At 61.9% G+C, this 12297-nt stretch carries 9 protein-coding genes; 5 read left to right on the top strand and 4 right to left on the bottom strand.

What is annotated here, in order from left to right; translation table 11 throughout:
* Window positions 1-173: 173 nt before the first annotated feature.
* From QKW60_RS06765 to QKW60_RS06755, 3 genes are all read right to left on the bottom strand, one after another.
* Window positions 174-1439, bottom strand: coding sequence for an ABC transporter permease subunit (locus tag QKW60_RS06765; protein ID WP_282367776.1), 1266 nt, complete (start codon window positions 1437-1439; stop codon window positions 174-176).
* A 5-nt stretch (window positions 1440-1444) separates the two neighbouring features.
* Window positions 1445-2251 (bottom strand): taurine ABC transporter ATP-binding protein, encoded by an 807-nt coding sequence (locus tag QKW60_RS06760; protein ID WP_282367458.1) that lies wholly within the window; start codon window positions 2249-2251, stop codon window positions 1445-1447.
* Window positions 2252-2386: 135 nt separating this feature from the next.
* Window positions 2387-3388 (bottom strand): taurine ABC transporter substrate-binding protein, encoded by a 1002-nt coding sequence (locus tag QKW60_RS06755; protein WP_282367457.1) that lies wholly within the window; start codon window positions 3386-3388, stop codon window positions 2387-2389.
* Between the two features lie 408 nt (window positions 3389-3796).
* Here QKW60_RS06755 and tpa point away from each other — a divergent pair, with 408 nt between their 5' ends.
* On the top strand, window positions 3797-5176 hold the full coding sequence (tpa, locus tag QKW60_RS06750) for a hypotaurine--pyruvate aminotransferase Tpa (RefSeq protein WP_282367456.1): 1380 nt from the start codon (window positions 3797-3799) through the stop codon (window positions 5174-5176).
* Between the two features lie 143 nt (window positions 5177-5319).
* On the opposite strand, the gene QKW60_RS06745 is transcribed toward tpa, so the two are convergent.
* Window positions 5320-6909 (bottom strand): hypothetical protein, encoded by a 1590-nt coding sequence (locus QKW60_RS06745; protein WP_282367455.1) that lies wholly within the window; start codon window positions 6907-6909, stop codon window positions 5320-5322.
* Between the two features lie 203 nt (window positions 6910-7112).
* Here QKW60_RS06745 and pdxR point away from each other — a divergent pair, with 203 nt between their 5' ends.
* The 4 genes from pdxR to pta all read left to right on the top strand — a co-directional run bounded on the left by pdxR (window position 7113) and on the right by pta (window position 12238).
* Window positions 7113-8585 carry a MocR-like pyridoxine biosynthesis transcription factor PdxR gene (pdxR, locus tag QKW60_RS06740; protein ID WP_282367454.1) on the top strand — a complete coding sequence of 491 codons (1473 nt, stop codon included), beginning with the start codon at window positions 7113-7115 and terminating at the stop codon, window positions 8583-8585.
* Window positions 8586-8686: 101 nt separating this feature from the next.
* The gene (xsc, locus tag QKW60_RS06735) at window positions 8687-10465 is read left to right on the top strand and encodes a sulfoacetaldehyde acetyltransferase (protein WP_282367452.1); all 1779 of its coding nucleotides are present in this window, start codon (window positions 8687-8689) and stop codon (window positions 10463-10465) included.
* On the top strand, window positions 10465-11211 hold the full coding sequence (locus QKW60_RS06730) for a sulfite exporter TauE/SafE family protein (RefSeq protein WP_282367449.1): 747 nt from the start codon (window positions 10465-10467) through the stop codon (window positions 11209-11211). The genes xsc and QKW60_RS06730 overlap by 1 nt, the downstream gene beginning before the upstream one ends.
* 13 nt (window positions 11212-11224) lie before the next feature.
* A complete protein-coding gene (gene pta / locus QKW60_RS06725) occupies window positions 11225-12238 on the top strand; it encodes a phosphate acetyltransferase (protein ID WP_282367448.1) in 1014 nt (337 codons plus the stop codon).
* Window positions 12239-12297 lie beyond the last annotated feature (59 nt).

The raw sequence follows: 12297 nt of genomic DNA, 5'->3' as shown, positions 1-12297 counted from the left end.
AAGGATTACGGCAGGTTTGCCCCATTTGCCCAATTAATAGGCTGGAAACATTCTGTTTTTATTAAAATCCCAAGTTATGCGATACCGAATTCCCAACCCGCGCGGGAACAATAAAGAAAAAACCCGGCCTTTATGGCCGGGTCAGGTGGGAGCGTTGTTCTGTAAGCTGTGCGTCAGGCGCGGCCCTTCCAGGGCACCAGCCACTTCTCGGCCATGCGCATCAGGATATCGATGCCGAAGCCGATCAGGCCGATCAGGATGATCCCCATGATGACGATATCGGTCAGCTGGAACTTGGAGGCGACCATGATCATCATGCCCGCACCCTTTTCGGCGGCGACAAGCTCGGCCGCGACGACCGTGCCCCAGCAGACCCCCATCGCCACCCGCGCACCGGTGAAGATGTCGGGCAGCGAGTTCGGCACGATGACATGGCGCATGATCTGCGGTTTGGTGGCACCGAGCGAGTAGGCGGCGTGGATCTTTGTAATCCGCACACCGGACACGCCGGACCGGGCGGCGATGGCCATGATCCAGAGCGCGGCGAGGAACAGCAGGATGATCTTGCCCGTCTCACCGATACCGGCCCAGATGATGACGAGCGGGATCAGCGCCAAGGGTGGCACCGGACGCATGAATTCGACAATCGGGTCGAACCAGCCGCGGAACCAGTTGGACAGGCCCATCGCATAGCCGAGCGGGATGCCGACGATCGCGCCGCAGACAAATCCGACGACAACACGGAAGAGCGAATAGCCGAGATGCTCCAAGAGCGTGCTGCCGCGATAGCCGGATTTCAGGATCTCCACGAACCGGCTGACCACAGATTCCGGCGCGGGCAGCCAGATCGGGTCCATCTGCAGACCGAGCGGTGGCGCGAACTGGATTGCGCCCTTGTCGGATAGGGACACAGTGCCCGCGTCGATTTCGACGGTCTGCCCGGGGGCGATCGGCTTGCCATCGACGGCCACAACCTTTGCGCCCATCTTGCGGGTGATCTCATCATTCTTATCAAAGATGATCGTCGTGGTCCGTCCGGACGCCATGGTCATGACGTCGTTCTTGGCAAAACCGTCGCCGGGCTCGATTGCCGGCTCAGTGACCTCTTCGCCGTGCTTGTGAATGAGAATTGCGATGGTGGCGTCGTCGCGCCTGCCATCTTCGGCCTCAAGCGTATAGGTCAGTTCCGCTTCTCCTGTGGTCGGCCCCGGCGCGTGCAGGAACGAGGGCAGGAGTTTCGACCCGGTGAACGAGCCCCAGATCAGGAACAGTGTCAGGATCGAGACGACGCTGGCGACCCGGTTGGGCGACACGGCGCTTTCGTCACCGAAGGTTACGGTCTTCAGCGAGGTGAAGTCGCGTCGTGTTTTATGGACAAGAAACTTCGTGACGATGAAACTGCCCACGAAGATTGCGACATAGACCGCAAGGATGATCAGACCGGTCATTGCGCTGCCTCCGTGCGTCCCATGATTTCTTCTTCCATGTTCCAGATCATCGCGAGGATCTCTTCGCGCTTCACCGCGAAGTCAGGATGTTTCTTGACCTCGCGCAGGTCCTTGCCGACGCCGAGATCGGCGAAGGGCAGGCGGTATTCCTTGTGGATGCGGCCCGGGCGCGGGGCCATGACCAGCAGGCGCTCACCCAGAAGCAACGCCTCTTCCACCGAGTGGGTGATGAGGATGATGGTCTTGCCCGTCTCTTTCCAGAGCTTGAGGACAAGGCTTTGCATTTTTTCCCGCGTCAGCGCGTCGAGCGCGCCCAAGGGTTCGTCCATCAGGATGACATCCGGGTGGTTGGCCAGGCAGCGGGCAAGGGCCACGCGCTGCTGCATGCCGCCGGAAAGTTCATAGATCGCCTTTTCCTTGAAGTCCCTGAGCCCGACGATGTCGAGAAGGTGGTCCACCTCCTTGCCGTAGTCTGCCTCTTTCTGGCCGCGCATCCGGGGACCGAAGCTGACATTGTCACGCACGTTCATCCATTCGAACAAAGCACCCTGCTGGAACACCATGCCACGTTCGGCATCGGGCCCGGTGACCGGGTGGCCGTTCAGTGTCAATGTGCCTTCGGTCGGCGCGAGGAAGCCCGCCGCGATATTGAGAAGGGTGGTCTTGCCACAGCCCGACGGGCCAAGGACGCTCAGAAGCTCTCCCGGCGCCAGATCGAGGCTGACATTCTTCAATGCCTGCACCGACGAGCCGTTGGGCAGGTCGAAGCGCATCGAGATATTCTGTATGGAAAGTCCGGCCATTTCGCCACTTTCTTGAGGTTTGGACGGGAAGATCGCGTCGCGCGATGTTCACTCGGCGGGACTGCGCCGGGCGCAGCCCCTTCCGTGAGTGGTGGGGGCCGGGCGCTGCCGCCCGGACCCGGTTCAACTGGTACCTTACATGCCCGAGGCGGCGGTCAGCCCGTCGGTGTTCACCGCACCGTCATAGCTGTCGAGCGCCGCGTCGATGGAGCCCGCGGCGACGAAGACGTCGGCTACGCCCTTCATGAAGCTCTGCGCGCCGCCGCCGAGCCATTTGGCGCTCAGCTGCTCTTCCACGGTCGGGAAGACGAAGGTGGCCATGGTCTCGGCCGTCGCGGCCTCGTCCATGCCGGCATCCGCGGCGATGACCGGCAGCATTTCGGCATGGTTCGCCTCATCGGCCCACATTGCGTTCGCGTCGGCTGTCACTTTCAGGAACTTCGCCAGCAGGTCGCCATTTTCCGCGGCGAATGCGGCGGGTGCCGAGGTCACGTCGAAGACCAGGATGCCAAGCTCTTCCTTCTCGGCCCCGGTCAGCAGGACGTTGCCATGCTCCTTCATCCGGCGCAGCGCGCCGCCCCAGCCGCAGACCATGTCGAGCGAGCCCTGCGCGAAGGCGGCAGCGCCGTCGGGCGGCGCCATGTCGACGATTTCCATCGAAGCCGTGTCGACGCCGAAATGTTCCATCTGCTTGAGGAAGCCGTAATGCGCGGCAGTGCCGATCGGCACGGCGACCTTCTTGCCCGCCAGTTCGCCCGCATTGTCCTTGTCGATCTCAAGATCGGTGCGCACGACGCAGTTGTCGTTCTCGGCATAGGACACGGCTACGTCGACGGCCTGAAGGTCTTGACCGGCCGAGGTCGCGACGACGAAGGGCGGCACGCCCTGGCTGACCGAGATATGCACGTCGCCCGAGGCCATGGCGGCCGACATCGCGGTGCCGGTGTCGAAGCTGCGCCAGTTGATCTTGACGCCCATCTCTTCTTCGTAGGTGCCTTTGACCTTGGCGTATTCGAACGGCATCGGCCATTCGAGGAAATAGGCAACGGTGATTTCGTCGAGCGCATGCGCAGCCTGGCCACCCGCGGTTACAAGCGCGATGGCGGCGACTGTGGTCTTCAAAGTCCGGTTGTTCATTCAGTCTCTCTCCCTGATGTGATCCGATTTGGTTCTGACTGCACCGTGATCTCTACTACGATGCGAGTTTGCTGTGTTTTGGCATAGGGCCAGAATCGGTGTGTTTCATATGTCCAGAATCTGCGGCGTCCACGCGATGCCGCCACTTCGTTTGGCGTCTTATATGCTCCGGTATTCGGCGCCGCAGGACGGTCGCAGGCAAGCGGTGCCTATCGGCTTCCACGACCGGGAAGCATATATTTCGGAAAGTGAAATCTCGACTCAGAACTGGCTATAGATGAGCGGCCGCTCTGGCCCTACGGGTGTCGGCGGTTTCATGATGATTTCGATGTAAGACCGCGAGCCACGGCGATGTTCGGCAATGAGCATGTGCGAGCGGAGCGGCAGACGTCAATTAAGGTGAAGAAGATGAACAACTCCGTCTATTCAAACGATATTTCCGAGGTGGTCGAGGCTGACCGCGCCCATCTCTGGCATCACCTGATTCAGCACAAGCCGTTCGAAACCTCGGATCCCCGGGTCATCATCGAAGGCAAGGGTATGCGTGTCTGGGATGCCAAGGGCACTGAATTGCTCGACGCGGTGTCCGGCGGCGTCTGGACGGTGAATGTGGGCTATGGCCGCGAATCCATCGCCAAGGCGGTCTATGACCAGCTGATCAAGGTGAATTATTTCGCCAACTCGGCCGGTTCGATCCCCGGTTCACTCTTCGCCAAGAAGCTGATCGAGAAGATGCCGGGCATGAGCCGGGTCTACTACACCAACTCCGGATCGGAGGCCAACGAGAAGGCCTTCAAGATGATCCGCCAGATCGCCCACAAGCGGTACGGTGGCAAGAAGCACAAGATCCTCTACCGCGACCGCGACTATCACGGCGCGACCATCGCGACGATGTCCGCGGGCGGGCAGGACGAGCGGAACGCGCAGTACGGCCCCTTCGTGCCGGGCTTCGTCAAGGTTCCGCATTGCCTGGAATACCGCAAGCAGTGGGATGTGGAGAATTACGGCGAACGCGCCGCCGACGCGATCGAGGAAGTGATCCTGCGCGAAGGCGCCGATACGGTCGGCGCGCTCTGCCTTGAGCCGGTGACCGCCGGTGGCGGCGTCATCACCCCGCCGCAGGGTTACTGGGAGCGCGTGCAGGAGATCTGCAAGAAGTACGACATCCTTCTGCATATCGACGAAGTCGTCTGCGGCGTCGGCCGCACCGGCACCTGGTTCGGCTATCAGCACTACGGCATCAAGCCGGACTTCGTGACGATGGCCAAGGGCGTCGCCTCGGGCTATGCCGCCATCGCCTGCATGGTGACGACCGAAGAGGTCTTCAACATGTTCAAGGACGACTCGTCCGACCCGATGAACTATTTCCGCGACATCTCCACCTTTGGTGGCTGCACGGCCGGTCCGGCGGCGGCGATCGAGAACATGCGGATCATCGAGGATGAGGGCCTGCTGGAAAACACGGTGAAGATGGGCGAGCGGACGATGAACAATCTCCGCGCGCTGATGGAAAAACACCGGGTGATCGGCGATGTGCGCGGCAAGGGCCTGTTCTGTGGCGCCGAACTGGTGGCCGACCGTCAGACCAAGGAGCCGGTCGAAGAGAAGAAGGTGCAGGCCGTCGTCGCCGAATGCGGCGCGCAGGGCGTGATCATCGGCGCGACCAACCGTTCGCTGCCGGGCTTCAACAACACGCTGTGCCTGTCACCGGCGCTGATCGCGACCGCCGACGATATCGACCAGATCACCGGCGCGATCGACAAGGCGCTGACCAAGGTCTTCAGCTGAGAGTTCCGTATGGGCGCCGACTGGTCGGGCCGTAACGCTCATCAGATTTAAAGATAGCCGGGGATGCCAGATGTGGCTTCCCCGGCTCTTTTTTTTTGGTCAATACGCTCTGGACCCTGACCGAGTAACGGCTGCTGCGCGTTTCACTGTGGTTGGGGCAGGCTTTCATTGCTCAGTGCCCCACATTTTTTGGCATAGGCGGCAGTCGGCTGCGTACAGCGTATCCAGACATCGTAGGTGCTGTCGATCATCGCCAACCGGTAGTCATCCATGACTGTCTGCCAGGCTGGGTCGTTCCGCATGAAATCGTCCCAGGTAAAGTCGGTATCGGTGATGTATGGGTTGTCCCTGTCGAGGATCAGCATGTCAGGCCGGGTCACCTTGAGATCGGCGATGACACTTTGCCGAGTGTGATCAAGCACCGCATGGTACTGGGCGCATCTTTCGGGATTGGTGCTGCAGTCCATGTCGGACAGCGCATTGAGAGCGCCGGGGATCGGCCACAGGTGGGCATAGCGGCTGCCCCAATCCGCACCCAGGTCGAGCGCAATCGGTGGGCCGGAAAAGACGTGGGTCGACAGGCTTGTGACGCTCTGTGGTTGCAGTCCGGCGTTGACGACCCGCTGGGGGAAACCCATCGCGGGGTTCCGGTACATGCCTTGATAATAATCCCAAAAGCCTGAACCCAGAATGCCGATTGTTACCGTTGCCGCTATTGCGGTTACGCGGTGTGAGCGTGACAGGACCCAGAAGCATGCGGCCAGCGCGAAGGCTTCGAGTGGGACTGTGTGGTAGTTGAAGCCCTTCCACTGGGTGAAATACAACCCGACGCCAGCCAAGACAGCCGAAGCGAACAGGCCGGTGCCTTCCGGGATGCTCCGGCCAAGCAGCAGAACAATGGAAAAGAGGATGAAGGGAGATGTAATGATCGCGAAGTATCCAAAGACGCGATCGTCAAGAAAGCCAATCGCACCGTAGACGTCCCGCGCAAGGGGGATCACGTCCTGGTAGTACTCCGGATGAAGAATGTAGACGGCTGCAAGATAGCTGACCCCGACCGACAGCATGACCAGATTCCCGGCCGACAGGATCGGGCGCAGCGATCGTGACGAGACAACCAGCCACAACGTGACGGCTGCCGGGATCAGTACGAAATATGGTTTCAGACAGATTCCCAGCGCGGCAATTGCGGCCAGCAGGAGCCGGTTGCCAAGCGGTAGTGGTCGGTGACGCGGAAGCAAGGATACAAGCCAGGGTGCGGTCAGGATGACCATCACATGCTCGCGTTGGCCGACATCGTTCATGGCTGGCGCGATCAGCGCAATTCCCAACCCGAACAGAAAGAAGTTGCGACGAGACTCGGGCATCTCCGGCGCTGAAGGGATCATCTGCTGGCAGCCCAGCAGGCTGAGAAAGATCGCAAGGCACAAAACGACATATTGTGCGTTCGGGGCGCTGATGCCGATCAGGTCGGACAACAGGATGGGTGGAACGGTGAGATAGAAATTCAGCGGTGGATTTATCTCAAAGAGATCGACATAGAGGCGTGCACCATCCAGCCAATCCCGTGTGGCGACCAGATACCAGGCCGTGTCGACATTGATCTGATGACCCCAGAGCGCCGCCAGCAGAAGGATCGGCATCGCAATTGAGATCAGAACACCAACAGCTTGCCCTGCTACGGGTCGGGAGCGGGTTTCGTTTACAATCAACGTGTTGGTAGCATCAGACACAATGTTTCATTCCTGTCGAAAGCAGTCCGGTCAGTCGTCGCCGAGAGGCATGGCAACAAAAAGGTGACCGATTGGCCGTTTTGCGACGGCGCTGGATTGGTCTGAATGCAATCACCGTCACCCAACTCACCCGAAGCTTGACGATGTCGGCAGAAAGGGCATGCTGCCAATAAGTCCAGACTCGACCCCTGATAAGGCCAGACATGTCGATCCCCGCCGAATCCTTCTTCCTTGCTCCGGGTTCCAACGGGACGCTGCAGCAGCAGATCCAGCAGATGGTGGCCGACGGCATTCTGCGCGGCCGCTTCCGTCCGGGCGAGAAGATGCCGTCGAGCCGCGGGCTTGCCCGGCATCTGGGGGTCAGCCGGATCACCGTGACGCTGGCCTATACCGAGCTTGTGTCCGGCGATTATCTCACCTCGCGCGGGCGGTCGGGCTATTTCGTGTCCGATACCGCGCCGATCCATCCGGCCTTTACCCCGTCGGAACGGCCGCATGGCGATTCCGTTGACTGGGAGCGCATCATCGGCCGCCGGTTTTCCCGCCACGAGCTGATCGCGAAGCCGCAGGACTGGCAATCCTATCCCTATCCGTTCATCTACGGGCAGGCGGATGCGACGCTCTTTGACCATCAGAACTGGCGGCAATGCGCGCTCCGCGCCCTCGGTAAGCGGGATTTCGAGGTTCTGACGGCCGATTTTTACGAACGCGATGATCCGATGCTGATCGAATACATCATCCGATCGATCCTGCCACGCCGCGGGATCAGTGCCCGGCCTGAAGAGATATTGCTGACGATGGGGGCGCAGAACGCGCTTTGGCTCGCGGCCCAGATATTGCTGAAACCGGACGGCATGGCCGCAGTAGAAAATCCCTGCTACCCGGGACTTAGGGCTATCCTTGGGCAGTTGGGAATACAGGTGCGACCCGTGGACGTGGATAGTCACGGTGCTTCGCCCGATGCGGTTCCTGAGGGGACAGAGGTGTTTTTCACGACGCCGAGCCATCAATGCCCGACCAATGCCACCATGCCCGTCGATCGCCGCACTGCGCTTCTGGAACGGGCCGAACGGGAGGATTTCGTCATCGTCGAGGATGACTACGAATTCGAGATGTCGTTCCTGAAGCCCGCCGCGCCTGCGCTCAAATCACTCGACCGGGAAGGGCGGGTGATCTATGTCGGCTCCTTCTCCAAATCGCTCTTTCCGGGACTGCGGCTGGGATATGTCGTGGCGTCCGAGGCCTTCATCCGCGAGGCGCGCGCGCTGAGGGCTGCGATGCTGCGCCATGCGCCGGGCCATATCCAGCGCACGGTCGCCTATTTTCTGTCGCTTGGCCACTACGACGCGCTGATCAACCGGCTCAATCAGGCCTATAAGCGCCGCCGCACAACGATGGACGAAGCGATCCGCCTGAATGGGCTGGAAATCGCCGGGCAGGGCGCCTTTGGCGGGTCGAGTTTCTGGATGCGGGCGCCCGACCATATTGATACCGACCTCCTGGCGGCGCGGCTGCGTCCAAAGGGCGTGCTGATCGAGCCGGGACGTATCTTCTTTGCCCCGGGCACGGCGCCCCGCAACTACTATCGGATCGCCTATTCCTCGATCGCCCAGACCCGCATTCCGGACGGGATCGGCCTGATCGCCGAAGCGCAACGTCAATCTGGACCTAACTAGGTGTTGCGACTGGCCCTACAGGGCGGCGCATTTCCCGGCGTAAGTACATCATGAAAAGGGGGATATCCCCTGCAACAGCCTGTTCCCGAGGGAGACCCGCCATGAAGATGACCACCGAGGAAGCCTTTGTAAAAGTCCTGCAGATGCACGGGATCGAACATGCCTTCGGCATTATCGGTTCGGCGATGATGCCGATCTCGGACATTTTCGGCGAAGCGGGCATCACCTTCTGGGACTGCGCCCATGAGGGCTCGGGCGGGATGATGGCCGACGGCTACACCCGCGCCACCGGCAAGATGTCGATGATGATCGCCCAGAACGGCCCCGGCATCACCAACTTCGTCACCGCCGTAAAGACCGCCTACTGGAACCACACCCCGCTTCTTCTGGTCACACCACAGGCCGCCAACAAGACGATGGGGCAGGGCGGGTTCCAGGAAATGGAACAGATGCGCATGTTCGCCGACTGCGTCGCGTATCAGGAAGAGGTCCGCGACCCCAGCCGCATGGCTGAAGTTCTGAACCGCGTGATCCTGAATGCCAAGCGCGCCTCGGCCCCGGCCCAGATCAACGTGCCGCGCGATTTCTTCACCCAGGTGATCGATATCGAGCTGCCGCAGATTGTCGAATTCGAACGTCCCGCCGGTGGCGAAGAGGCGCTGGCAAAAGCGGCCGAACTGCTGTCGAACGCCAAGTTCCCGGTCATTCTGAACGGTGCGGGCGTGGTCCTCGGTGGCGCTATCGGCGCGTCGATGAAACTGGCCGAGCGCCTGACCGCACCGGTCTGCGTCGGCTACCAGCACAACGATGCCTTCCCCGGTTCGCATCCCCTGTTCGCCGGTCCGCTGGGCTATAATGGCTCCAAGGCGGGGATGGAGCTGATTGCCAAGGCCGATGTGGTTCTGGCGCTCGGCACCCGTCTCAACCCGTTCTCGACCCTGCCGGGTTACGGCATCGACTACTGGCCCAAGGATGCGGCCATCATCCAGGTCGATATCAACCCCGACCGGATCGGCCTGACGAAGAAAGTCACTGTCGGCATCATCGGCGACGCCAAGAAGGTCGCAACCTCGATCCTCGACAAGCTGGCCGACAGCGCCGGCGATGCGGGCCGCGATGACCGCAAGGCGCTGATCGCCAAGACCAAGTCGGCCTGGGCGCAGGAACTGACCTCGATGGATCACGAGCAGGACGATCCCGGCACCACCTGGAACGAACGCGCCCGTGCCGCGAAGCCCGACTGGCTGAGCCCCCGCAAAGCATGGCGCGCCATTCAGGCGGCGCTGCCGAAGAACGCGATCATCTCGTCGGACATCGGCAACAACTGTGCCATCGGCAACGCCTATCCTTCCTTCGAAGAGGGCCGCAAGTACCTCGCCCCCGGCCTTTTCGGCCCCTGTGGTTACGGACTGCCTTCGGTCGTCGGCGCCAAGATCGGCTGCCCGGAGGTGCCGGTCGTCGGTTTCTCGGGTGACGGTGCCTTCGGCATCGCGGTCACCGAACTGACCGCTATCGGGCGCGAGGAATGGCCCGCAGTGACCCAGATCGTCTTCCGCAACTACCAGTGGGGTGCGGAGAAGCGGAACTCCACCCTGTGGTTCGACGACAACTTCGTGGGCACCGAGCTTGACACTCAGGTCTCCTATGCCGGCATCGCCAAGGCTTGCGGGTTGCAGGGCGTGGTCGCCCGCACGCAGCAGGAACTGACCGACGCGCTCGCGAAGGCGATCGAGGACCAGATGAAGCATGGCAAGACCACGCTGATCGAAGCCATGATCAACCAGGAACTGGGAGAGCCCTTCCGTCGTGACGCCATGAAGAAGCCGGTCGCGGTGGCGGGCATCAACAAGGCTGACATGCGTCCGCAAAAAGGAGCGTGATGACGCTTCCCTTCGATCTGGGGGCGGGGGCGGGCCTGTGGCTTGCCTTCGCCTTCTTCGCGGCGGCCTTTGTCCGGGGGTATTCCGGCTTTGGCTTTTCGGCCCTTGTCGTCGCCGCAGCGGGCCTTGCGACCAACCCGGTCTTTCTCGTGCCGGTCGTGGTGATCGCCGAGATCGCCATGACGCTCTTGCAGGCGCGGGGCGTGGCGGGAAAGATCGAATGGAAACGGGTCCTGTCGATGCTGGCGGGCGCAGCTGTGGTCATGCCAATTTCCGTCGCGCTTCTGGCGCGGGTGGGTGAGGACCGGGCGCGGATCGCGATTTCGTTGTTGATCCTCGTCATGGCGCTGATCCTGCTGACGGGCTGGACGCTTCACCGCAAGATCGGGCTCGTCGGTCACGCGGGCGTCGGTCTGGTTTCGGGCTTTGCCAATGGGGCGGCGGTGGGCGGCCTGCCGGTCGCGGCCTTCATGGCGGCGCAGCCCATTCCGGCGGCGATCTTTCGCGCAACCATGGTTGCCTATCTGACCGCAATCGACATGGTGGCGCTGCCACTGATGTGGGCGAACGGGATGGTGACGCATGACACGTTCGTGACGCTGGCATTCGCCGCGCCGCTTCTGGTCGCGGGTATCTGGCTGGGCGGGCGCCGGTTCCTGTCCGCCACTCCGCAAAGCTTCCGCCGCGTGGCGATCATGCTTCTGATCGCTCTGTCCGTTCTGGGGCTGGCCCGGTCGTTCGTGTGAAGAGGAGGAGCTCATGAGCGTTCAGGACCGTATCTTTACGGCCGCAACCCGGGCCGATACCTGCATCGCAATGAGCGAGGGCGAAGATCCGCGCATCGTCGGGGCCGCTCTGGCCGCACGGGCGCGCGGGCTGGCGCGGATCATCCTTGTCGGGGATCATGCCACTGTCTCAGCCGAACTGACCCGGCAGGGCGGGGCGGAGGCCGAGGGGCTCGCCATTCACGACCCTACCACGTCACCGCATTACACGAGCCTTGCCGCGGCCTATCACGACCTGCGCAAGCACAAGGGGATGACCGCGGAACGCGCGGCCGGAGCCCTGCGCGACCCCCTGACCTATGCCGCGATGCTGGTCCGCGAGGGGCTGGCCGACGGCACCGTCGGTGGGGCGGTTCACACCACCGCCGACACTGTCCGCGCAGCGATCCAGTGCATCGGCAAGGCGAAGGGCGAGGCGCTGGTTTCGTCCTTCTTCCTGATGATCATGGAAGCGCCGCACCACGCGATCAAAGGGGCCGTGGTCTTTTCCGATTGCGGGCTGGTCATCGACCCGAGCTCCGAAGAACTCGCGACCATCGCCGGACAATCCGCCCGCTCGCTGACCACCCTGACGGGCGCAGACCCGCACGTTGCGATGCTTTCCTTCTCCACCAAGGGCAGCGCCGCCCATCCGGCGGTGTCGAAGATGCAGGAAGCGACGGACCTGGCCCGCGCCGCCCATCCCGGCCTGATCCTCGACGGTGAGTTGCAGTTCGACGCGGCCTTCGTGCCCTCGGTCGCCGCCACCAAGGCAAAGGGCTCGCCCGTGGAAGGTCGCGCCAATGTCTTCGTCTTCCCGGACCTCGACGCAGGCAATATCGGCTACAAGATCGCCCAGCGGATCGGCGGCGCCATGGCCATCGGCCCGGTGCTGCAAGGGCTCGCAAAACCGGCCAACGACCTCTCGCGCGGCTGCACGGCTGCCGATGTCGAATTGATGATCGCCGTCACTGCGTTGCAGGCCAACATGACGAAAGCGAACGTTTAGTTCGAAAAAATGCAATTCGGGTTCAACGGGTTGCCGTGTAAAGAGAAGATGAACAAACT

Origin of the sequence: Albidovulum aestuarii, assembly GCF_029961185.1 — a bacterium.
Taxonomy (GTDB): Bacteria; Pseudomonadota; Alphaproteobacteria; order Rhodobacterales; family Rhodobacteraceae; genus Albidovulum; species Albidovulum aestuarii.
The sequence above is the reverse complement of the archived record's forward strand: the minus strand, read 5'-3'. Positions and strand labels throughout refer to the sequence as shown.